21 protein-coding genes are annotated in these 21,483 nt (G+C 72.0%); 18 read left to right on the forward strand and 3 right to left on the reverse strand.

The window, feature by feature from the left end; genetic code table 11:
* Nucleotides 1–8: 8 nt before the first annotated feature.
* From ftsW to nrdR, 16 genes are all read left to right on the forward strand, one after another.
* The gene (gene ftsW / locus ACUYMY_RS07565; RefSeq protein WP_481702981.1) at nucleotides 9–1,412 is read left to right on the forward strand and encodes a putative lipid II flippase FtsW; all 1,404 of its coding nucleotides are present in this window, start codon (nucleotides 9–11) and stop codon (nucleotides 1,410–1,412) included.
* Between the two features lie 6 nt (nucleotides 1,413–1,418).
* On the forward strand, nucleotides 1,419–2,552 hold the full coding sequence (gene murG, locus ACUYMY_RS07570; RefSeq protein WP_481702982.1) for an undecaprenyldiphospho-muramoylpentapeptide beta-N-acetylglucosaminyltransferase: 1,134 nt from the start codon (nucleotides 1,419–1,421) through the stop codon (nucleotides 2,550–2,552).
* Complete coding sequence (murC, locus tag ACUYMY_RS07575; protein ID WP_481702983.1) at nucleotides 2,549–3,937, forward strand: UDP-N-acetylmuramate--L-alanine ligase; 1,389 nt, start codon at nucleotides 2,549–2,551, stop codon at nucleotides 3,935–3,937. The genes murG and murC overlap by 4 nt, the downstream gene beginning before the upstream one ends.
* Nucleotides 3,927–4,898: a cell division protein FtsQ/DivIB gene (locus ACUYMY_RS07580; protein WP_481702984.1), complete on the forward strand. Its 972-nt coding sequence runs from the start codon at nucleotides 3,927–3,929 to the stop codon at nucleotides 4,896–4,898. Before murC ends, ACUYMY_RS07580 begins: the two co-directional genes overlap by 11 nt.
* A 218-nt stretch (nucleotides 4,899–5,116) precedes the next feature.
* Nucleotides 5,117–6,349 (forward strand): cell division protein FtsZ, encoded by a 1,233-nt coding sequence (gene ftsZ / locus ACUYMY_RS07585; protein WP_481702985.1) that lies wholly within the window; start codon nucleotides 5,117–5,119, stop codon nucleotides 6,347–6,349.
* Nucleotides 6,346–7,074, forward strand: coding sequence for a purine nucleoside phosphorylase YfiH/LACC1 family protein (locus ACUYMY_RS07590; protein ID WP_481702986.1), 729 nt, complete (start codon nucleotides 6,346–6,348; stop codon nucleotides 7,072–7,074). The genes ftsZ and ACUYMY_RS07590 overlap by 4 nt, the downstream gene beginning before the upstream one ends.
* The gene (locus ACUYMY_RS07595; RefSeq protein WP_481702987.1) at nucleotides 7,067–7,801 is read left to right on the forward strand and encodes a YggS family pyridoxal phosphate-dependent enzyme; all 735 of its coding nucleotides are present in this window, start codon (nucleotides 7,067–7,069) and stop codon (nucleotides 7,799–7,801) included. Before ACUYMY_RS07590 ends, ACUYMY_RS07595 begins: the two co-directional genes overlap by 8 nt.
* 80 nt (nucleotides 7,802–7,881) lie before the next feature.
* On the forward strand, nucleotides 7,882–8,394 hold the full coding sequence (locus ACUYMY_RS07600; RefSeq protein WP_481702988.1) for a cell division protein SepF: 513 nt from the start codon (nucleotides 7,882–7,884) through the stop codon (nucleotides 8,392–8,394).
* A 7-nt stretch (nucleotides 8,395–8,401) separates the two neighbouring features.
* The gene (locus ACUYMY_RS07605) at nucleotides 8,402–8,689 is read left to right on the forward strand and encodes a YggT family protein (protein WP_481702989.1); all 288 of its coding nucleotides are present in this window, start codon (nucleotides 8,402–8,404) and stop codon (nucleotides 8,687–8,689) included.
* Nucleotides 8,690–8,823: 134 nt separating this feature from the next.
* Nucleotides 8,824–9,453 (forward strand): DivIVA domain-containing protein, encoded by a 630-nt coding sequence (locus ACUYMY_RS07610; protein ID WP_481702990.1) that lies wholly within the window; start codon nucleotides 8,824–8,826, stop codon nucleotides 9,451–9,453.
* A 73-nt stretch (nucleotides 9,454–9,526) separates the two neighbouring features.
* On the forward strand, nucleotides 9,527–10,114 hold the full coding sequence (gene lspA, locus ACUYMY_RS07615) for a signal peptidase II (protein ID WP_481702991.1): 588 nt from the start codon (nucleotides 9,527–9,529) through the stop codon (nucleotides 10,112–10,114).
* A complete protein-coding gene (locus ACUYMY_RS07620; protein ID WP_481702992.1) occupies nucleotides 10,107–11,033 on the forward strand; it encodes an RluA family pseudouridine synthase in 927 nt (308 codons plus the stop codon). The genes lspA and ACUYMY_RS07620 overlap by 8 nt, the downstream gene beginning before the upstream one ends.
* 81 nt (nucleotides 11,034–11,114) lie before the next feature.
* Nucleotides 11,115–14,672, forward strand: coding sequence for a DNA polymerase III subunit alpha (dnaE, locus tag ACUYMY_RS07625; protein WP_481702993.1), 3,558 nt, complete (start codon nucleotides 11,115–11,117; stop codon nucleotides 14,670–14,672).
* Nucleotides 14,673–14,682: 10 nt separating this feature from the next.
* The gene (locus ACUYMY_RS07630) at nucleotides 14,683–15,198 is read left to right on the forward strand and encodes a hypothetical protein (protein ID WP_481702994.1); all 516 of its coding nucleotides are present in this window, start codon (nucleotides 14,683–14,685) and stop codon (nucleotides 15,196–15,198) included.
* A 9-nt stretch (nucleotides 15,199–15,207) separates the two neighbouring features.
* Complete coding sequence (hisD, locus tag ACUYMY_RS07635; RefSeq protein WP_481702995.1) at nucleotides 15,208–16,584, forward strand: histidinol dehydrogenase; 1,377 nt, start codon at nucleotides 15,208–15,210, stop codon at nucleotides 16,582–16,584.
* Nucleotides 16,585–16,664: 80 nt separating this feature from the next.
* Nucleotides 16,665–17,135, forward strand: a complete 471-nt coding sequence (gene nrdR, locus ACUYMY_RS07640; RefSeq protein ID WP_481702996.1) for a transcriptional regulator NrdR — start codon at nucleotides 16,665–16,667, stop codon at nucleotides 17,133–17,135.
* Between the two features lie 59 nt (nucleotides 17,136–17,194).
* Here nrdR and ppgK read toward each other — a convergent pair whose 3' ends face one another.
* Both ppgK and map read right to left on the reverse strand, forming a co-directional pair.
* Complete coding sequence (ppgK, locus tag ACUYMY_RS07645; RefSeq protein ID WP_481702997.1) at nucleotides 17,195–17,992, reverse strand: polyphosphate--glucose phosphotransferase; 798 nt, start codon at nucleotides 17,990–17,992, stop codon at nucleotides 17,195–17,197.
* A gap of 19 nt (nucleotides 17,993–18,011) precedes the next feature.
* Nucleotides 18,012–18,890: a type I methionyl aminopeptidase gene (gene map, locus ACUYMY_RS07650; protein ID WP_481702998.1), complete on the reverse strand. Its 879-nt coding sequence runs from the start codon at nucleotides 18,888–18,890 to the stop codon at nucleotides 18,012–18,014.
* 30 nt (nucleotides 18,891–18,920) lie between these two features.
* On the opposite strand from map, the gene ACUYMY_RS07655 reads away from it, so the two are divergent.
* On the forward strand, nucleotides 18,921–19,109 hold the full coding sequence (locus ACUYMY_RS07655) for an SPOR domain-containing protein (protein ID WP_481702999.1): 189 nt from the start codon (nucleotides 18,921–18,923) through the stop codon (nucleotides 19,107–19,109).
* A gap of 15 nt (nucleotides 19,110–19,124) precedes the next feature.
* Here the strand turns inward: ACUYMY_RS07655 and panB are convergent, their stop codons facing one another.
* Nucleotides 19,125–20,006, reverse strand: a complete 882-nt coding sequence (gene panB / locus ACUYMY_RS07660; RefSeq protein ID WP_481703000.1) for a 3-methyl-2-oxobutanoate hydroxymethyltransferase — start codon at nucleotides 20,004–20,006, stop codon at nucleotides 19,125–19,127.
* Between the two features lie 135 nt (nucleotides 20,007–20,141).
* Between panB and glnA the strand changes: the two genes are divergently transcribed.
* Entirely contained in the window at nucleotides 20,142–21,482 is a 1,341-nt protein-coding gene (glnA, locus tag ACUYMY_RS07665; RefSeq protein WP_481703001.1) for a type I glutamate--ammonia ligase, read from the forward strand.
* Nucleotide 21,483 lies beyond the last annotated feature (1 nt).

The following is a 21,483-nucleotide window of genomic DNA, read 5'->3' on the forward strand; positions in this document are numbered from 1 at the left end:
AGCAGGACATGGCCGGCACGGCGCAGCGGGAGCGGCCCAGCACGCCCCTGCGGCGGCTCGCGGACCTGTGGCTGCGCATCGCGCAGACCGAGAAGGCCAGCAGCGGCGCCAGCTACTACCTCATCCTGGGGTCCACGCTCGCCCTGACGGCGATCGGGATCCTCATGGTCCTCTCCGCCTCGAGCGTCGAGAACATCGCCGCGGGCGAATCGCCGTACTCTGCCGCCCTCAAGCAGGGCATCATGGGCGCCGGCGGCCTCGTCCTGATGGTCGTCCTGTCCCGCATCAACGTTCGCTGGCTCAAGCGCCTCGCGTGGCCCGCACTGCTCCTCGCCATCGCCCTGCTCGGCCTCGTCCAGGTCCCCGGCATCGGCAAGTCGGTGCTGGGCAACCGCAACTGGATCGAGATCGCGGGCTTCACCTTCCAGCCCTCGGAGGCCGCCAAGCTGGCCCTCGCGCTGTGGCTCGCGACGGTCCTCACCGCCAAGGCACCCCTTCTGGCGAGCTGGAAGCACGCCCTCGTCCCGGCCGTCCCGGCGGGCTTCGGCGTCATCGGCCTCATCCTCTGGGGCGAGGACCTCGGCACCGCACTCGTCGTGATGATGATCGTCGCCGCCGCGCTGTTCTTCGCGGGAGTCTCGGGGCGCTTCTTCGCCGTGGCCGGCCTCGTCCTGGCCGCGGGCGCCGCCGTGCTCGCGCTCACGAGCCCGAACCGCATGTGCCGCATCACCTCGTGGATCGGACAGAGCTGCGCGGGCGCCGACTCGGAGCAGATCAGCTTCCAGTCCACCCAGGGGCTCTTCGCCCTCGCCGAGGGCGGCTGGCTCGGCGTGGGCCTCGGCCAGTCCCGCCTCAAGTACAACTGGCTGCCCGAAGCCCACAACGACTACATCTTCGCCATCATCGGCGAGGAGCTCGGCTTCGTCGGCGCGCTCGTCGTCGTGGCACTCTTCGCGGTGCTCGCCGTCGCCATCTACCGCGTCGTGGGCCGCCAGCACGACGTCTTCCCGCGCATCCTCGGCGGGACCATCATGGTGTGGATCCTGGGGCAGGCGACCATGAACATGGGCGTCGTGACCGGGCTCCTGCCCGTCATCGGCGTTCCCCTGCCCTTCATCTCGTACGGCGGATCGGCGCTCGTCATGACCCTCGGGGGCATCGGCGTCGTCCTCTCCCTCGCGCGCGAGGAGCTCGAGTCCTCCCCGCGGCGCCGCCTCTTCGGCAGGCCGCCGCGCGCGGGGCAGGCCAAGCCCGCGGCCCGCCCCAAGCCCGCGCCCGCATCCGCCGGGCGCCGCGGCGGGACCGGCGCAGGGGCTGGCGCCACGGGCGCCCATCACGCCACGGGCTCCCGGCCCTCGAAGGGCCAGCGCCGCGTCCCACGACCACCAGCCAAGAACCGGAAGGCCGTCTGAGAAGCAATGCCACCCCAGATCACCCCCGGCCCCGCTGACCCCGCGGGGACCGGACCGTCCGTCGTGCTCGCGGGAGGAGGCACGGCGGGGCACATCAGCCCGCTCCTCGCGATCGCGCGCGCCGTCGTCGACCTCGCGCCTGGCGCCAGGATCCTGGCCGTCGGCACCGAGAGCGGCATGGAGACCACGATCGTGCCGGCGGCGGGCTTCGAGCTCGCGACGATCGACCGCGTCCCCCTCCCGCGCCGTCCTACCCTCGACCTCGTGCGCCTGCCCGCCCGCCTGGCCGCGGCCGTGCGCCAGGCCGAGGCGGTCCTCGAGGGCGCGGGGGCGGACGTGCTCGTCGGCGTCGGGGGCTACGTGTGCACCCCCCTCTACCTCGCGGCGCGCCGCCGGGGGACGCCCATCGTGATCCACGAGGCCAACACCAGGGCCGGACTCGCCAATCGAGTCGGAGCCCTCTTCACGCGCTTCGTGGGCAAGGCCTTCGCCGACACGAGGCTGCGGCACGCGCGCCTCGTGGGCATGCCCATGCGCCGCGAGGTCTCCGGCCTCGACCGCGCCGCCGCTCGCGACTCCGCCCGCCGCTCCCTCGGGCTCGACCCGCGCCTGCCCACGCTCGTCGTGACGGGCGGCTCGTCCGGGGCCGCGAGCCTCAACCGCACGATCGCCGGAGCGCTCCCGGCGCTCACGAAGGCCGGCGTCCAGACGCTGCACATCACGGGCCGCGGCAAGTCGGTCACGGGCGCGGACGGGACCCCGCTCACGGCCCCCGGCTACCATCAGATCGAGTACGTGGACGGCATGGAGGCGGCCTACGCGGCCGCGGACCTCATCGTCTGCCGGTCCGGCGCCGGCACGGTCTGCGAGGTGGCGGCCGTCGGGCTCCCCGCGGTGTTCGTCCCGCTGCCGATCGGCAACGGCGAGCAGGCGCTCAACGCTCGCGGCCTCGTCAGCGCCGGGGCCGCGCTCATGGTGCGTGACGCGGAGTTCACGCCCGCGTGGCTCGAGCAGAACGTGCTCCCGCTCCTCGCGGACCCGCAGAGGCTCGCGGACATGTCGGACCGCGCGGCGAGGCTCGGCGTGCGGGACGCGGACAGGACGATGGCACACATGGTGATGGAGGCGGCACAGGCATGAGCGGCACGCAGGCGGGACAGGACCGCGGGCTCGGGGCCCTCGGGCGGGTCCACTTCGTCGGGATCGGCGGCGTCGGCATGTCCGCCGTCGCGCGCGTCATGCTCGCCCGGGGCGTGTCCGTGAGCGGCTCCGACGCGAAGGACCTGCCCGTCATGGCGGACCTGGCCCGGCTCGGCGCGCGCGTCGCCGTCGGCTACGACGCCGAGAACCTGGGCGAGGCCGAGACCGTCGTCGCAGGCTCGGCGATCCGCGCCGACAATCCTGAGCTCGCCGCGGCCCGCGCGCGCGGGCTGCGCGTCCTGCACCGCTCCGAGGCCCTCGCGGCGACGATGGCGGGGGACCGGGTCATCGCCGTCGCCGGCACGCACGGCAAGACGACGACGACCTCGATGGCCACGTGGATGCTCCGCGGCGCTGGCCTGGACCCGAGCTTCGCGATCGGGGCCAACATCCCGGCCCTGGGCGTCAACGCCGCAGCGGGGGAGACGGACATCTTCGTCGCGGAGGCGGACGAGTCCGACGCGTCGTTCCTGAACTACCGGCCCCTCGTCGCCGTCATCACCAACGTCGAGGCGGACCACCTCGACCACTACGGCACCGCGGAGGCCGTGAGCGCCGCCTTCGCCGCCTTCGCCGCCCTTGTGCCCGCGGGCGGGCTCGTGCTCGCGTGCGGGGACGATCCGGGTGCCCGCGCCGTGGCGGAGCGTCTTCGCGCGGCCGACGGCGGGCCCCGCGTCGCGCTGTACGGCACCGGTGCGGACGCCGACGTGCGCGTGCACTTCGCGCCCGGGGGGTCGAGCCTCGAGTGGTCCGGCCGCACCGTGCCCCTCCCGCTCGCCGTCCCCGGCCTGCACAACGCCCTCAATGCCGCCGGTGCCTTCGCGGCCGCCGTCGAGGTCGGCGCCGAGCCCGAGAGGGCCGCGGCCTCGCTCGCCGGCTTCACGGGGGCGTCCCGCCGGTTCGAGCTCAAGGGGGAGGCCGCCGGGGTGCGGGTCTACGACGACTACGCCCACCACCCGACCGAGGTCCGCGCTGCCCTCGCCGCGGCCCGCTCGGTCGCCGCCGGGCACCGGATCCACGTGCTGTTCCAGCCGCACCTGTTCTCCCGCACGCGCGAGTTCGCCGCCGAGTTCGCCGAGGCACTCTCGGGCGCGGACACCGTCCGCGTCCTCGACATCTACCCCGCGCGCGAGGACCCGATCCCGGGCGTCACGAGCGAGCTCGTCACCGCCGCCCTGCCGACCGGCGCCTACGCGCCCCGCCCCGAGGACGCCGTCCGCGAGCTCGCGGCCGCCGCCGCGCCGGGGGACATCGTCCTGACGGTGGGCGCGGGCGACGTCACGGCCCAGGGAGCGACCCTCCTGGAGGCCCTGCGTGGCCGCTAGCCGCCACACGCCCCGGGTGCCCCGCATGACCCCGGGGCACGAGGACGTGCCCGCCGGGCAGGGCAAGGGCGTGGCGGCCGGCCGCGGCAAGGGCGAGCCCGGGAGGAATGCTGCTGCGGGCGATCCCGGCCGGGTCAGCGTGGGCTCCGGGGCCAAGGTCACCCTGCTCACGGGGCCGGGCCGGACGGACGCGGGCGGCGCCGGCTCCGTGGGGGACGCCCGCGCTGCAGGCGAGGTCCTGGCCTTCCCGGAGCCGCCGCACCGCAGGCGCCGCCGCCGGATGGCGATCACAGCCGGGGTCGCCGCGGCGCTCGTGGCCGGCCTGCTCGCCGTCGTGCTCTTCACCCCGCTCGTCGCGGTGCGGACCATCACGGTGCAGGGCACGCACCTGCTCACGCCCGCTCAGGTCGAGGGCGTGCTCGCGCCGGTGCGGGGCAAGCCGCTCGCCAGGGTCGGCGACGACGAGGTGCGGGCGCTCCTCGGCCAGCTCGTCCAGGTCAAGGACGCGCGCGTGCGTGCCGAGCCGCCGGAGACCCTCGTCGTGACGGTCATCGAGCGCGTGCCCGTGGCGCTCGTGAAGCAGGAAGGCGGGCTGCTCGTCGTCGACGGCGAGGGCGTGGTCCTGGGCAACGCGGCCGACGAGGAGCAGTACGACGTCCCCGTGATCGACGGCGCCTCGATGCCGGTCGGGCAGGAGGTCTTCCACGCCGTGACGGCCGTGCTCTCGGCCCTGCCCGCGGAGGTGCTCGCCCAGCTCGCGACGGCCTCCGCGGAGTCGGCCGACTCGGTCGAGCTCAGGCTCGCCGACGGCCGGACCGTCATCTGGGGCAACGCCGAGGAGCGCGAGCTCAAGTCCCGCGTCCTCCAGGCGCTCGTCAAGGCCGCCGACGAGGCGCCCCCGGGCCAGGCGCCCGTGCGGGTCTTCGACGTGAGCGCGCCGCGGCATCCGGTGACCCGGTGAGGACCGGTCACCGGCGGCCGAAGGGGGCCGCAGAACGGGACGCCCCGGGACACATGGGGCACAATGCGACGACACGCCAGAGCGGTCGTTGCACGCCCCGAACCCGCCCCATACCGTCTTCAGCAAGGGCTACTTGACATAACTATCACCTTCAACTTGAGGGTTAAGGTTGTGGCTCAGGCTTCTTTCCAGCAGGCTCCGAACAAGGGACACTCAACGTGGCAGCACCGCAGAACTACTTGGCCGTCATCAAGGTCGTCGGCATCGGCGGCGGTGGCGTGAACGCAGTCAACCGCATGATCGAGGTGGGTCTGCGGGGCGTGGAATTCATCGCCATCAACACGGACGCCCAGGCGCTGCTCATGAGCGACGCGGACGTCAAGCTCGACGTCGGCCGCGAGCTCACCCGCGGCCTCGGCGCGGGCGCGAACCCCGAGGTCGGACGCCAGGCTGCGGAGGACCACGCGGACGAGATCGAGGAGGTGCTCCGCGGCGCCGACATGGTCTTCGTCACCGCCGGCGAGGGCGGCGGCACGGGCACCGGCGGCGCGCCCGTCGTCGCCCGCATCGCCCGCTCGCTCGGCGCCCTGACGATCGGCGTCGTGACCCGCCCGTTCACCTTCGAGGGACGGCGCCGCGCCACGAGCGCCGAGAACGGCATCGAGGCCCTCCGCGACGAGGTCGACACCCTCATCGTCATCCCGAACGACCGCCTGCTCTCGATCAGCGACCGCAACGTCTCCGTCCTCGACGCGTTCCGCTCCGCCGACCAGGTGCTGCTCTCCGGCGTCCAGGGCATCACGGACCTCATCACCACCCCCGGCCTCATCAACCTCGACTTCGCCGACGTCAAGTCCGTCATGCAGGGCGCGGGATCCGCGCTCATGGGCATCGGCTCGGCCCGCGGGGAGGACCGCGCGGTCAAGGCCGCCGAGCTCGCGATCGCCTCGCCCCTGCTCGAGGCCTCGATCGACGGCGCCCACGGCGTCCTGCTCTCGATCCAGGGCGGCAGCGACCTCGGGCTCTTCGAGATCAACGAGGCCGCCCGCCTCGTCCAGGAGGTCGCGCACCCCGAGGCGAACATCATCTTCGGCGCCGTGATCGACGACGCCCTCGGCGACGAGGCCCGCGTGACCGTCATCGCCGCCGGCTTCGACGACCTCAAGGCGACCTCCCCGTCGCTCGAGGACGTCAAGCCCGCCCAGGCCGCCGCCCCGGCCGCCCCCGCCCCCTCGGCACCGGCCGCGCCGGCGAGCGTCCCGGCAGCGCCCGCCGCCGCGCCGCGCCCGGCCCAGGCTGCGCCCGCGCACGCGGGGCTGAGCCAGTGGAGCCAGGGCCGCTCGGGCCTCGCCGCCGACTCGGGCTTCGATGTCGAGCTGCCCGCCGTCGTCGAGTCCGACCTCACGGGCAGCCGCAGCGACGACCTCGACGTCCCCGACTTCCTCAAGTGACGCGGGGCGCGGGCGGCACCCCCGAGGCGGGGGGCCTCTTCTGGTGGCGCCGGGACGTCCGTCCCGGCGTCACCGTCGCGTTCACCCGGACCGACGCGGGCAACCTCGCCTTCCACGTCGGCTCGGACGACGACGCCGTGCTGCGGAGCCGCGAGAGGCTCGCGGCCGCGGCGGGCGTTGGGGGCTTCCGCTTCATGAGCCAGGTGCACGGCGCCGACGCGGCGTGGGCGGACGACGGCGGCGCCGCGCCGACCGCCGACGCCCTCCTCTCGCGGGGGGCGCCGCTCGCGGTCATGGTCGCGGACTGCGTCCCCGTCATCCTCACAGGCACCTTCCCCGATGGGACTCCGGCCTTCGCCGCGGTGCACGCCGGGCGGCCTGGGCTCGCCGCCGGCGTCGTCCCGGGGGCAGTCGCCCGCCTCCGCGAGGCTGGAGCTATCGGCCTCGAGGCCTGGCTCGGGCCGAGCATCTGCGGGCGCTGCTACGAGGTCCCCGAGGCCCTGCGCGACCAGGTCGACGCCGTCGTGCCCGGCACGGCCGCGACGACGGCCTGGGGGACGCCCGCGCTCGACCTGCCCGCCGGCGTGCTGCGCCAGCTGGCAGCGGAAGGCGTGCCGGCCCACACCGATGCCGCCGCGTGCACGTTCGAGGAGGACGCCCTCTACTCGCACCGCCGCGCGCCCGGCCAGGGCCGCTTCGCGGGCCTCGTGTGGTCGCATGCCTGAGGGGCTTGACCAGGGCGCGGGGCAGGCCGAGCGACGCGCCGAGCTCGAGGCGAACCTCGCGCGCGTCCGCGACCGGATCCGCCGGGCCGCCGCGGCGGCCGGGAGGGACGATGAGCCCCACCTCATCGTGGTGACGAAGTTCCACCCCGCCTCCGACGTCCGCCTCCTGGCCGGACTCGGGGTCGCCGAGGTGGGGGAGAACCGGGACCAGGAGGCCTCGGCCAAGGCCGCCGAGCTCGGCGACCTGGGGCTCACGTGGCACTTCATCGGCCAGCTGCAGACGAACAAGGCCAAGAGCGTTGCGCGCTACGCCGATGCCGTGCACTCCGTGGACCGGCCCTCCCTCGCCGCCGCCCTCGGCAAGGCCGTCGCCGCCCAAGAGCGGGCGCGCCCGCTCGACTGCCTCGTCCAGGTGAATCTCGCCGAGGGTGCAGCGCCCGGCCGAGGCGGGGCGCTGCCCGAGGAGGTCCTGCCGCTCGCAGACCTCATCGACGACACGCCGGGGCTGCGGATCGCGGGGCTCATGGCGGTCGCACCCCTCGGGGAGGAGCCGGCTCCGGCCTTTGGGCGGCTCGCCGTCCTCGCCCGGGCTGTGCGCGAGCGCCACCCGGGGGCGAGAATGCTGTCGGCCGGGATGAGCCAGGACCTCGAGGAGGCCGTGGCAGCCGGCGCGACACACCTGAGGATTGGCACGGATGTTCTGGGACGCCGCCGAACCGTGCGGTAGCGTCGTCGTGTCGGGACCTTCTGGGCCGAGCACCCCGGCGAGCGTTCCAGCAGCCCGGCCCTAGGGGACAGGAGTCGAGCATGGCTGGCGCTCTGCGCAAGACGATGATCTACCTCGGTCTGGCGGACGGCGAGGAGCAGTTCGAGACCGAGGCCACGCACGCACGCACGGAAGAGGAACAGCCGGTGCACACCGACCGAGACGAACGCCGCCAGGCGCTGGCCACCCGAGAGTCCTCCACTGAGGTCGAGGAGTACCGGGCCCCGGTCACGCCGATCAAGCGCGCGGCCGCCGTCCGCGAGGATGGCGCGCTCCGGCAGATCACGACCGTGCACCCGAGGTCCTACAACGACGCCAAGGTGATCGGCGAGAGCTTCCGCGAGGGCATCCCCGTCATCATGAACGTCACGGACATGGGCGAGGCCGATGCCAAGCGCCTCGTCGACTTCTCCGCCGGCCTCGTCTTCGGCCTCCATGGCAGCATCGAGCGCGTGACGAACAAGGTCTTCCTCCTCTCGCCCTCCACGGTCGAGGTCCTCGGCGAGGACAAGAAGGTCACCGACGGCCAGACGAGCTTCTTCAACCAGAGCTGAGGCACCGGTGGGCATCCTGTTCGCGCTCGTCTACCTCCTGCTGGAGCTGTTCTTCATAGCGCTCATCGCGCGGCTCGTTTTCGACTGGGTGCAGTCTTTCGCGCGGTCGTGGCGCCCGAGGGGGGCGGCGCTCGTCGCGGCCAGCGCTGTGTACTCGGTCACAGATCCGCCGATGAAGCTCTCGCGTCGGTGGTTCCGCCCGCTGCACCTCGGGGCGATGAGCCTCGACCTCGGCTTCATCGTGCTCGCGATCGCCGTCGTCATCGCAATGGCGGTCGTGCGCAATCTCGCGTAGGTTCACAGTCAGTGGCATCCGCTGGTTCGTCCCCATCAGGCCGGGGCGGGCTGGCTGGAGGACAGGTAACAGTTCAGATACGGTAGTCACGGTGGCGGAAGCTGCCTGACTGACTAGACCAATGAGGTGAGCAGATGGCTCTGACGCCAGAAGACGTTGTCAACAAGCGCTTTCAGCCGACGAAGTTCCGCGAGGGCTACGACCAGGACGAGGTCGACGACTTCCTGGATGAGATCGTCATCGAGCTCCGCCGCCTGAACCAGGAGAACGACGAGCTCCGCAAGAAGGTCGCCGAGCTCAGCTCCAAGCAGGGCGTGGCCCAGCCGGTGGAGAAGGCTCCCGCACCCGAGGTGCGCGAGGAGCCCAAGCCCGAGCCCGTCAAGGAGGTCGCCCCGGCCCCCGTCGCGCCCGCCCCGGCGCCGGCCGCGCAGCCGGTCTCCGAGTCCGCGGCAGGCCTGCTGGCGATGGCCCAGCAGATGCACGACAAGCACGTCCAGGACGGCCTCGACCAGCGCGACAAGATCATCGCCGAGGCACAGATCGAGGCCAGCAGCCTGGTCAACGAGGCGCAGGAGAAGTCCCGCAAGGTCCTCGGCGCCCTTGAGCAGCAGCGCTCGGTCCTCGAGCGCAAGGTCGAGCAGCTCCGTGGCTTCGAGCGCGACTACCGCTCGCGCCTCAAGGCCTACATCGAGGGCCAGCTCCGCGACCTCGAGTCGCGCGGTTCCGTGGCCACCGCGGAGATCTCCGACAGCGCCGAGGTCTGAGCCAGACCACGAGCTCGTGAGGCCGGCGGCTGCCAGAGGCAGCCGCCGGCCTCTGCCTGCCCCTGAAAGAAGCATGGACACCACCCCTGACGCGGCCGAGCCCGCCACCCCCCGCCCGAGGCGGCGACGCGCCGTCATCCTCCTCGCGCTCGTCGCGGCGGCTGCCTACGCCGCCGACCAGCTGACCAAGTTCTGGGTCACGAGCACGATGGCCGAGGGGGAGCGGATCCCCGTCCTCCCGCCGCTCCTGCAGTGGTTCTACATCCGCAACTCGGGGGCTGCCTTCTCCATCGGCGAGAACGTCACGTGGGTGTTCACGATCGTCATGACGATCGTCTCGGCCGCCATCCTCGTCTACGCGCGCCGGGTGCGGTCCGCCGTGTGGGGGGCAGCGCTCGGCCTCGTGCTCGGCGGCGCCCTCGGCAACCTCACGGACCGGCTCTTCCGGGCGCCCTCGTTCGGCATGGGCCACGTCGTCGACTTCATCTCGCTGCCCAACTTCGCGATCTTCAATGTGGCCGACTCCGCCGTCGTGTGCGGCGTCGTGCTCGTGTGCCTCCTGACCCTGCGAGGCGTCACGCCCGACGGGAGCCCCGCGAAGGCACCGTCCCCGACGGACGGGACGGCCGAGGGGGCCACCGGGGGCGACGGCCGTGGCTGAGCGGGTCACGGTCCCAGAGGAGCACGCCGGCGCCCGCGCCGACGCCGTCCTGGCGGAGCTGCTCGGGCTGTCGCGCTCCGCGGCGGCGGCCCTCCTCACGGGTGGGCACGTGAGCCTGCACGGAAGGTCGGTGCCCAAGTCCGCCCGGCTCGCGGCGGGCGACGTGCTCGAGATCGAGCGCCCTGACGTACGGGATCCCCTGGAAGTGGTGGTTGAGAAGGTGGACGGACTCGAGATCCTCATCGACGACGAGGACTTCGTGGTCGTCGACAAGCCCGTGGGCGTCGCCGCCCACCCCTCGCCGGGGTGGGTCGGCCCGACCGTCGTGGGCGGCCTCGCGGGCGCGGGGTACCGGATCTCCACCTCGGGCGCCCCCGAGCGCGCGGGGATCGTGCACCGGCTCGACGTCGGCACGTCGGGCGCCATGGTCGTGGCGAAGACGGAGCACGCCTACACCGTGCTCAAGCAGGCCTTCAAGGAGCGGACGGTGGACAAGGTCTACCACGCCGTCGTGCAGGGCATCCCCGACCCGCTCGAGGGGACCATTGACGCGCCGATCGGCCGCCACCCTGGCTACGACTGGCGCTTCGCCGTCGTGGAGGACGGGCGGCCCTCGGTGACCCACTACGAGGTCATCGAGGTCTTCGGGCGCGCGAGCCTCGTCGAGATCCACCTCGAGACGGGCCGCACGCACCAGATCCGGGTGCACTTCGCAGCCCTGCGCCATCCCTGCGCCGGCGACCTGACCTACGGGGCGGACCCGCGCCTCGCCGCGGACCTCGGCCTCACGCGGCAGTGGCTCCACGCCCACCGTCTCGGTTTTGCGCACCCGCGAACGGGCGAGCCCGTCGAGGCCGTGAGCCCCTATCCCGCAGACCTGCAGTTCGCCGTCGACGCCCTGAGGGACGGGCGGATCTGAGCGTTGACGCGTTCCCCCTCCGGCGCGGCGTGAGGGGCGCGCCTCGCCACGTCCCCGAGGGGCGCTGACTACACTGGTGCGGTGACTTCCAGCGGTTCGTTCGCCCATCTCCACGTCCACACCGAGTACTCGATGCTCGACGGCGCCGCCCGCCTCACGGACCTCTTCGCGGAGGCTCAGCGGCTCGGGATGACCGCGATGGCGACGACGGACCACGGCTACCTCTTCGGAGCGTTCGACTTCTGGAACAAGGCCACCCAGGCCGGCATCAAGCCCATCATCGGCGTCGAGGCCTACGTGACCCCGGGCACGCACCGCACCGACAAGGGCCGCGTCCGCTGGGGCGAGGAGCACCAGAAGTCGGACGACATCTCGGGCGGCGGCGCCTACACGCACATGACGCTCCTGAGCTACAACAACCAGGGCATGCGGAACCTCTTCCGGGCGTCGTCGATCGGCTCCCTCGACTCCGTGTTCGGCAAGTGGCCGCGCCTGGACCGAGAACTGCTCGAGGAGTACAGCCCGGGCCTCATCGCCACGACCGGATGCCCCTCGGGCGAGATCCAGACGCGGCTGCGGCTGGGCCAGTACGCGGAGGCCCGGCAGGCCGCCGCGGAGTACCAGGACCTCTTCGGCAAGGAGAACTACTTCTGCGAGCTCATGGACCACGGGCTCGAGATCGAGCGCCGGGTCACCCAGGACCTCCTGCGCCTGGCCAAGGAGCTCTCGATCCCGCTCGTGGCCACGAACGACCTGCACTACACCCACGAGCACGACGCCAAGGCCCACGAGGCCCTCCTCGCCATCCAGTCCGGCTCGACCCTGCTCGAGCCCAGCTACGACCAGGGCGGGTCGCGCTTCGCCTTCTCCGGCTCGGGCTACTACCTCAAGTCCCCGCAGGAGATGCGGGAGCTGTTCCGCGAGCTCCCGGAGGCCTGCGACAACACCCTCGCGATCGCCGAGCGCTGTGAGGTCTCGTTCAACACGGACGCGAACTTCATGCCGAAGTTCCCCTGCCCGCCGGGGGAGGACGAGACGTCATGGCTCGTCAAGGAGGTCGACCGCGGGCTCAAGTACCGCTACCCGGGCGGCGTGCCCGACGAGGTGCGCAAGCAGGCCGACTACGAGCTCGGCGTCATCACCCAGATGGGCTTCCCCGGCTACTTCCTCGTCGTCGCCGACTTCATCAACTGGGCCAAGGACAACGGCATCCGGGTCGGGCCCGGCCGAGGCTCTGGCGCGGGCTCGATGGTCGCGTACGCGCTGCGCATCACCGACCTGGACCCCCTGCGGCACGGCCTCATCTTCGAGCGGTTCCTCAACCCCGACCGCGTCTCGATGCCCGACTTCGATGTCGACTTCGATGATCGCCGCCGCCCCGAGGTGATCGAGTACGTCACGCGGAAGTACGGCGACGAGCGCGTGGCCATGATCGTCACCTACGGCACGATCAAGACCAAGCAGGCCCTCAAGGACTCCGCCCGCGTGATGGGCCACCCGTTCAGCATGGGGGAGACCCTGACCAAGGCCCTCCCCCCGGCCGTCATGGCCAAGGACATCCCGCTCGCGGACATCGAGAACCCCGAGGCCAAGCGCTACTCCGAGGCCGGGGAGTTCCGGGACCTCATCGCCGCCGACCAGGCCGCGGCGTCGGTCTTCGAGACGGCGAAGGGCCTCGAGGGCCTCAAGCGCCAGTGGGGCGTGCACGCGGCCGGCGTCATCATGTCCTCGGAGCCGATCATCGATGTCGTGCCGATCATGCGCCGCTTCCAGGACGGCCAGATCATCACGCAGTTCGACTACCCGACGTGCGAGGGCCTCGGCCTGATCAAGATGGACTTCCTCGGGCTGAGGAACCTGACGATCATCACGGACGCCATCGAGAACATCAAGGCGAACCGGGGCATCGACCTCGACCTCGAGCGCCTCGAGCTCGACGACGCGGCCTCCTACGAGCTCCTCGCCCGCGGCGACACCCTCGGGGTGTTCCAGCTCGACGGCGGTCCGATGCGCTCCCTCCTGAAGCTCATGCGCCCCGACAACTTCGAGGACATCTCCGCCGTCCTCGCGCTCTACCGCCCGGGCCCCATGGGCGCCAACGCGCACACGAACTACGCCCTGCGCAAGAACGGGCAGCAGGAGATCACCCCGATCCACCCCGAGCTCGCGGAGCCGCTGGCGGACATCCTGGGCGGGACGTACGGCCTGATCGTGTACCAGGAGCAGGTCATGGCCATCGCGCAGAAGCTCGCGGGCTACTCGCTCGGCCAGGCCGACATCCTCCGCCGCGCGATGGGCAAGAAGAAGAAGGCCGAGCTGGACAAGCAGTTCGAGGGCTTCTCCCAGGGCATGATCGACAACGGCTACTCGAGGGAAGCCATCCAGACCCTCTGGGACATCCTCCTGCCGTTCTCCGACTACGCCTTCAACAAGGCGCACTCGGCCGCGTACGGCGTCGTCTCCTACTGGACCGCGTACCTCAAGGCGCACTACCCGGCCGAGTACATGGCCGCCCTCCTCACCTCTGTCGGCGACGACAAGGACAAGTCGGCCATGTACCTCAACGAGTGCCGGCGCATGGGCATCACCGTGCTGCCGCCGGACGTCAACGAGTCCTCGCTCACGTTCACTCCGGTCGGGGAGGACATCCGCTTCGGCATGGGCGCCATCCGCAACGTCGGCTCGAATGTCGTCCACGCTATGGTCGCCGCGCGCGAGGAGAAGGGCGCCTTCGCGAGCTTCAGCGACTTCCTCCAGAAGGTCCCCGCCGTCGTGTGCAACAAGCGCACGATCGAGTCGCTCATCAAGGCCGGCGCCTTCGACTCGCTCGGCCACCCGCGCCGGTCCCTCGTCATGGTCCACGAGGAGGCGGTCGACGCCGTCATCACGCTCAAGCGCAACGAGGCCAACAACCAGTTCGACCTGTTCTCGGCGCTCGACGGCGGGGCCTCCGAGGCGGCCGGGCTCCAGGTCGACATCCCGGACCTGCCCGAGTGGGAGAAGAAGGACAAGCTCGCCTTCGAGCGCGACATGCTCGGCCTCTACGTCTCCGACCACCCGCTCCAGGGCCTCGAGGGCGTCCTCTCCCAGCACGCCGAGACGGGCATCACCGCGCTGCTCGCCGAGGACGGCCCGGCCGACGGCGCGATCGTCACGATCGCGGGCATGATCACCTCCCTCAGCCGGCGCATCGCCAAGGCCAGCGGCAACGCCTACGCGCGCGCCGAGATCGAGGACCTCAGCGCCTCGATCGAGGTCATGTTCTTCGGGCAGGTGTACGGCCCGATCGCGTCCGTCCTCGCCGAGGACCTCATCGTCGTCGTCAAGGGCCGGCTCCAGCGCCGCGACGACGGCGCGGTCACGCTCAGCGCGATGGAGCTCACGGTCCCCGACCTGAGCGACGCGACCGGCGGGCCCGTGGTCATCAGCATGCCCACGCACAAGGCGACCGAGTCGGTCGTGACCCAGCTCGGGGACGTGCTCAAGACGCACCCCGGGCACAACGAGGTCCAGCTGCGGCTGCACGGGACGCGGAGCATCGAGGTCATGCGCCTCGGGTACCACCTGCGCGTCAACCCGAATCCCGCGCTCTTCGGCGACCTCAAGGTGCTCCTCGGCCCCGCATGCCTCGATGCCTGAGGCGGCTCCCGTGACCGAGAGCGGCCCGAAGCCGCGGGCGGAACGGTCCCGGCAGGCGGGGCTCGCGCGCTGGGCGCTCGTCCCCGCCGCGGCCGGGCCCCTCCTCGGGGCGGTGTGGTGGCTCGCGGCTCCTGGCGGCATCCTCTACGGGGAGGGCACCGACTACCGCGCGTGGGACGAGCGGGACCTCGTGTTCGCGGCCCTCGGCGCGGCGGCCGGGCTCGTGCTCGCGGCTGCTCTCGCCGCGGGCCGGCGCCGCCCCGGGCTTCCCGACCGGGGGCTCGCAGCCCTCGCCGGCAGCGTCGCGGGCAGCGGCCTCGCCTGGCTCGCCGGCACGCTGCTGGGCCGGCTCGTCGGGGCGCGGGGGGTCGACGCCGGCGCGGCCGGCTCCGAGTTCGGCGTCCAGGCCGTGAGCGTGCTGGCCGTCTGGCCGGCGATCACCGCCCTGGCCGTCCTCGCTCTCACCACGCTCTGGTGGCAGCCGCCCCAGGAGGATCTGCCCGGACGCGTGCCTCCGCCCGCGTAGACTGGTCCGGTGACTTCCGCCGGTTTCCTGGACTTCCGCACGATCGACCTGCGCGGCCGCACCCTCGGCCTCGCCGAGCTGCGCGCCGCGGTGCCGCGCCTCGCCCCGTCGGAGGGGGCCGACGTCGAGCATGCGGTGCGCGGGATCATCGCGGACATCCGTGCGCGGGGCTTCGCCGCGCTCAGCGACTACGCCGAGCGGTTCGACGGCGTGCGGCAGCGCCACCCGCGGGTCCCCGCGGAGGCCATCGCGGCGGCCCTGACGGAGCTCGACCCCGCCGTGCGGACCGCGCTCGAGGAGTCAATCGCGCGGGCCCGGCTGTTCGCGGACGCGCAGCGCCCCGCGGACGTCACCGTCACCCCGGCCGACGGCGCCAAGGTCACCCAGCGCTGGGTCCCGGTCGGCCGCGTGGGGCTCTACGTCCCGGGCGGGCTCGCGGTGTACCCCTCGAGCGTCGTCATGAACGTCGTCCCGGCGCAGGCCGCGGGCGTGCCCTCGATCGCCCTCGCCTCGCCGCCGCAGAAGGACAACGGCGGCCTTCCGCACCCCACGATCCTCGCCGCCGCGGCGCTGCTCGGGATCGAGGAGGTCTACGCGATCGGCGGCGCCCAGGCCGTGGCCGCCTTCGCCTACGGGATTCCCGCAGGGGTCGAGGCAGGGACGGCCGCCGACGGCGACCGGGCGCTGCCGGCGCTCGAGCCGGTGGACGTCGTCACCGGCCCCGGCAACATCTACGTGGCGACGGCCAAGCGCCTCGTCAAGGGCGTCGTCGGCATCGACGCCGAGGCCGGCCCGACCGAGATCGCGATCCTCGCCGACGCGACGGCCCGCCCGGCCCTCGTCGCCGCGGACCTCATCAGCCAGGCCGAGCACGACCCCCGGGCGGGGTCCGTCCTCGTGACCGACTCCCCGGAGCTCGTCGACGCCGTCCGCGCGGAGCTCGAGGCCCAGGCAGGCCGGACCAAGCACCGGGAGCGCGTCCTCACGGCGCTGTCCGGCGAGCAGTCCGGCGCGGTCCTCGTGGACGACGTCGACGCCGGCGTGGCCGTGTGCGACGCCTACGCGGCCGAGCACCTCGAGGTCATGACGGCGGACGCGGCGGCCGTCGCGGCGCGCATCCGCAACGCGGGCGCCGTGTTCGTGGGCGACTTCAGCCCGGTGAGCCTCGGCGACTACTGTGCGGGGTCGAACCACGTGCTGCCCACCTCCGGCACCGCGGCGTTCTCCTCTGGCCTCAACGTCGCGACGTTCCTGCGCGCAATCCAGGTCGTGGACTACTCCGAGGCCGCGCTCACGGGTGTTGCGGCGCATATCCGGAGCCTCTCCGACGCCGAGGACCTGCCAGCGCACGGCGACGCCGTGGACGTCCGCTTCGCGCGCCACTGACCCACAGATAGTCGTCGCAGTACTACATGTTGTGGTGATCTCCTTGTGGCGCATGCTGCGGGGTCAGTAAGATCTCCCACGTGTACTGCCCGTTCTGCCGCAATCCCGACTCGCGCGTCGTCGACAGCCGCATCCAGGAGGACGGCGCCGCGATCAGGCGCCGCCGGCAGTGCCCGCAGTGCGGCCGCCGGTTCACGACGATCGAGACGACGAGCCTGACGGTGATCAAGCGCTCGGGCGTGGGCGAGCCGTTCAGCAGGACGAAGATCATCAACGGCGTCCGGAAGGCCTGCCAGGGCAGGCCCGTGACGGACGACGACCTCGCCCTGCTCGCCCAGGAGGTCGAGGAGACCATCCGGGCCGCAGGCTCGGCGGAGATCCAGGCCCACGAGATCGGCCTCGCGATCCTCGGCCCGCTCAGGAAGCTCGACCAGGTCGCGTACCTGCGCTTCGCGAGCGTCTACCAGTCCTTCGACTCGCTCGAGGACTTCGAGGCGGCCATCAGCCTCCTGCGCAGCGAGCAGTCCCACCCGCAGCACGCGGACCACTGAGCCGCGAGGGGCCCGGACCGGAAGGTCCGGGCCCCTCCGTCATGCGGGGACCGCGATGCCTACTCGGCGAGGCTGTGGTGGATGGCGACCTGGAGCGCCGCCCCGACGATGCCCGCCTCGTTCTTGAGCTCGGCCGGCACGATGGGCGTGCGCAGCTTGAGCCGCGGCAGGTACTCGTCGGCGCGCTTGGAGATCCCGCCGCCGACGACGAACAGCTCGGGGGAGAAGAGGAACTCGACGTGCGCGAAGTAGCGCTGGAGCAGCACCGAATACTCCTCCCAGCTGAGCCCGTCGCGCTCGCGTGCGACGGCGGAGGCCTTCGTCTCGGCGTCGAAGCCGTCGATCTCGAGGTGGCCGAGCTCGGCATTGGGCACGAGCCTGCCGTCGAAGACGAAGGCCGAGCCGATGCCGGTGCCGAGCGTGATGACGAGGACCGTCCCGTCGACGCCCTTGCCGGCGCCGTAGCGCACCTCGGCGAGCCCGGCGGCGTCGGCGTCATTGATCACCTCGACGGGGCGGCCCAGGCGCTGGGTGAAGAGCGAGTCGATGTCGAAGTCGAGCCACGACTTGTCCACGTTGGCCGCGGAGCGGGACACCCCGTGCTGGATGATGCCCGGGAACGTCACGCCGACGGGTGAGCTCGGCTCGGGCGCGTCCTCCCGGGCGCCGAGCGCTCCGACGATCTCGGCCACGACCTCGGCGACGTTCTCGGGGGTCGCGGGGCGCGGCGTGTCGATGCGCACTCGGTCGCCGACGAGCTTGCCCTTCTTCAGGTCGACGATGCCGCCCTTGATGCCAGTGCCGCCGATGTCCACGCCAATGACGTACCGGGACTTCTTCTTCTCGCTCTTGGCCATGCGTTGTGCCTCTCGCGGGTCAGGGGAGGGTGAGGACCTCGGCGCCGGAATCGGTGACGACGAGGGTGTGCTCGAACTGGGCGGAGCGCTTCCGGTCGCGGGTGACGACGGTCCAGTCGTCCTCCCACATGTCCCACTCGATCCCGCCGAGGGTCAGCATCGGCTCGATCGTGAAGACCATCCCCGGCTCGAGCACCTGGCTGTAGCCGGGTGCGGCGTCGTAGTGCGGGATGATCAGGCCCGTGTGGAAGGCCTCGCCCACGCCGTGGCCCGTGAAGTCCCGCACGACGCCGTAGCCGAAGCGCCGCGCGTAGGACTCGATGGCCCGGCCGATCACATTGATCTCGCGTCCGGGAGCGACGGCCTTGATGCCGCGGCGGAGGGACTCCTGCGTCCGCTCCACGAGCAGCCTCGACTCGTCGTCCACGTCCCCCACGAGGAAAGTGACGTTGGTGTCCCCGTGGACACCGTCCTTGAAGGCAGTGATGTCGATGTTCACGATGTCCCCGTCGGCCAGGACTGTCGTGTCCGGGATGCCGTGGCAGATGACCTCGTTGATCGAGCTGCACAGCGACTTCGGGAAGCCGCGGTAGCCCAGGGTCGATGGGTACGCCCCGTGGTCTAGCACGAACTCGTGCCCGATCCGGTCCAGCTCGTCCGTCGTCACGCCCGGCCGGATGTGCCGGCCGACCTCGACGATTGCCTGGGCGGCGATCCTGCCCGCGGCGCGCACGAGCTCGATCTTCTCGGGGGAGAGGACCGGGGAGCCCGTGTACTTGGCGGGGGCCGCCTTCCCCACGTACTCGGGGCGTGGGATCCACTCCGGGACGTTCCGCTGGGGGCTCACCGTGCCGCGGGCAAGAGTGCCCACGGGTGCCGTGGAAGGGGAAGAAGGCATAGGGTTGAGTGTACTAGGGAGGAGGCTCACGTGGTCGAGTACTGGTACAACGTGCGGACCCATGAAGTCGAGGTCGACGCCCAGAGCGACTGGACCCAGCTGATCGGCCCGTACGCGACGCGCGAGGAGGCCGAGCGGGCGCTCGAGAAGGTCAGGGAGCGCAACCGCGCCTGGGATCCCTCCGACGCCGACGGCGACGGCTGGTCCGACAACGACTGACGCCGGCGCGCCGGGCTAGAACGAGTGTTCGGGGCCCGGGAACTGGCCGGAGTGGACCTCGTCGCGGTACTGGCGCGCGGCGTCGAGGAGAGTGCTGCGGAGGTCCGCGTACTTCTTGACGAACTTCGCGACCCGGACGCCCTCGCCGCCCCGCAGCCCGGCCATGTCCTGCCACACGAGCACCTGGCCCGTCGTCGAGCTGCCCGCCCCGATGCCGATCGTGGGCACGGCGAGGGCCGCGTCGACGGCCTTGGCCGTCTCCGCGGGGACCATCTCCATGAGCACGCAGAAGGCGCCGGCCGCCTCGAGGGCGCGGGCGTCCTCGATGAGCCGCCCGGCGTCGTCGCCCCTGCCCTGGACCCGGTAGCCGCCCAGCGCGTGCTCGCTCTGGGGCGTGAAGCCGATGTGGGCCATGACCGGGATGCCGGCCTGGACCATGGCGCGCACGGTGTCCGCGTAGTAGGCGCCGCCCTCCATCTTGACCGCGTGCGCGAGGCCCTCCTTGAGGAAGCGCACGCCCGCCGCCACGGCCTGCCCGGGGGACGCCTCGTAGCAGCCGAACGGCAGGTCCGCCACGACCAGGGCCCGGCGCGCGGCGCGGGACACCGCGCGCACGAGCGGCAGCATCTCGTCGACCGTGACGGGCAGTGAGGTCTCGTAGCCGTAGACATTGTTCGCGGCGGAGTCCCCGACGAGGAGCACCTCGACGCCGGCCTCGTCGAAGATCTGCGCCGAGTACTGCTCGTAGGCGGTGAGCATCGCGAAGCGCTCGCCCCGCTCCTTGGCCTGGGCGAGGTGGTGCACACGGACCCGGCCGCTCCGGGCGGGGGCCGCGCCGCTGCCGTAGGGCGCGGCGGCCTCGGACGGGCGCGGCTCAGGAGAGTCTGTGGGGGCCATGGACCGAGCCTAGCCGACCGCGCGGGGCGTTGCTTAGCGCAGGCCCGGTTGCTTAGTAGAGTGGGAGGCACCGGCCGTGGCGCCTCCTTGCTCACGCACCGGCACCGGCACGTAGAAGGCGAGGGACTGCCCCCCATGAACCGTCAGCAGGAGTTCGTGCTCCGCACCATCGAGGAACGCGACGTCCGCTTCGTCCGCCTGTGGTTCACGGACGTCGTGGGCTCCCTCAAGTCCGTCGCCCTCGCCCCGGCCGAGGTCGAGGGGGCCTTCGAGGAGGGCCTGGGCTTCGACGGCTCCTCGATCGAGGGCCTCGCCCGCGTCTCCGAGTCGGACATGCTCCTGCAGCCGGACCCCTCGACGTTCCAGATCCTGCCCTGGCGCGGCGAGACCGAGCCGACATCGCGCATGTTCTGCGACATCCTCACCCCGGACGGCGAGCCCTCGCCCGCCGACCCCCGCAACGTCCTCAAGCGCACGCTCGCCAAGGCCGCCGAGATGGGCTTCACGTGCTACACGCACCCTGAGATCGAGTTCTACCTGCTCGAGTCCGACAGGCTCGGTCCCGACGGCGCGCCCGTCCCCGTCGACCAGGGCGGCTACTTCGACCACGTTCCCGGCGGCGTCGCGCAGGACTTCCGCCGCACGGTCGTGAACATGCTCGAGTCCGTGGGGATCTCGGTCGAGTTCAGCCACCACGAGGGGGGCCCGGGGCAGAACGAGATCGACCTGCGCTACGCCGACGCCCTCCAGACGGCGGACAACATCATGACGTTCCGCACGGTCGTCAAGGAGGTGGCCCTCCAGCAGGGCGCCTACGCGACCTTCATGCCCAAGCCCTTCACGGTCCACCCGGGCTCGGGGATGCACACGCACTTCTCGCTCTTCGAGGGCGACACGAACGCGTTCCACGAGGCCGGCGCCGAGTTCCAGCTCTCCAAGACCGCCCGCCACTTCATCGCCGGCCTGCTCCGCCATGCCCCGGAGTTCACCGCCGTCACGAACCAGTTCGTCAACTCCTACAAGCGCCTCTGGGGCGGCGGGGAGGCCCCGAGCTACCTGAGCTGGGGGCACAACAACCGCTCCGCGCTCGTCCGCATCCCGCTCTACAAGCCGGGGAAGCACCAGAGCGCCCGCGTCGAGTACCGCGGCATCGACTCTGCGACGAACCCGTACCTCTCCTACGCCGTCCTGCTCGGGGCGGGCCTCAAGGGCATCGAGGAAGCGTACGAGCTGCCGCCGGCGGCCGAGGACGACATCTCCTCGCTCACGACCTCGGAGCGACGCGCCCTGGGCCACTCGCCGCTGCCCGCGAGCCTCTACGACGCGGTCAACGCGATGGAGGACTCCGAGCTCATGGCCGAGATCCTCGGCGAGCAGGTGTTCGAGCACTTCCTGCGCAACAAGCGCCAGGAGTGGAACGAGTACCGGCTCGAGGTCACGCCCTACGAGCTGCACCGCAACCTCGGCATCCTCTAGG

The organism is Sinomonas sp. T428B, from assembly GCF_056780155.1.

Bases quoted from the DNA above. Each gene is read 5' to 3' on its own strand.
- ftsW (WP_481702981.1), top strand. From the start codon at position 9: ATGGCCGGCACGGCGCAGCGGGAGCGGCCCAGCACGCCCCTGCGGCGG.
- ppgK (WP_481702997.1), bottom strand. From the start codon at position 17,992: ATGGCCAAGAGCGAGAAGAAGAAGTCCCGGTACGTCATTGGCGTGGAC.
- murG (WP_481702982.1), top strand. From the start codon at position 1,419: ATGCCACCCCAGATCACCCCCGGCCCCGCTGACCCCGCGGGGACCGGA.
- panB (WP_481703000.1), bottom strand. From the start codon at position 20,006: ATGGCCCCCACAGACTCTCCTGAGCCGCGCCCGTCCGAGGCCGCCGCG.
- murC (WP_481702983.1), top strand. From the start codon at position 2,549: ATGAGCGGCACGCAGGCGGGACAGGACCGCGGGCTCGGGGCCCTCGGG.
- ACUYMY_RS07610 (WP_481702990.1), top strand. From the start codon at position 8,824: ATGGCTCTGACGCCAGAAGACGTTGTCAACAAGCGCTTTCAGCCGACG.
- glnA (WP_481703001.1), top strand. From the start codon at position 20,142: ATGAACCGTCAGCAGGAGTTCGTGCTCCGCACCATCGAGGAACGCGAC.
- ACUYMY_RS07600 (WP_481702988.1), top strand. From the start codon at position 7,882: ATGGCTGGCGCTCTGCGCAAGACGATGATCTACCTCGGTCTGGCGGAC.
- lspA (WP_481702991.1), top strand. From the start codon at position 9,527: ATGGACACCACCCCTGACGCGGCCGAGCCCGCCACCCCCCGCCCGAGG.
- ACUYMY_RS07595 (WP_481702987.1), top strand. From the start codon at position 7,067: ATGCCTGAGGGGCTTGACCAGGGCGCGGGGCAGGCCGAGCGACGCGCC.
- map (WP_481702998.1), bottom strand. From the start codon at position 18,890: ATGCCTTCTTCCCCTTCCACGGCACCCGTGGGCACTCTTGCCCGCGGC.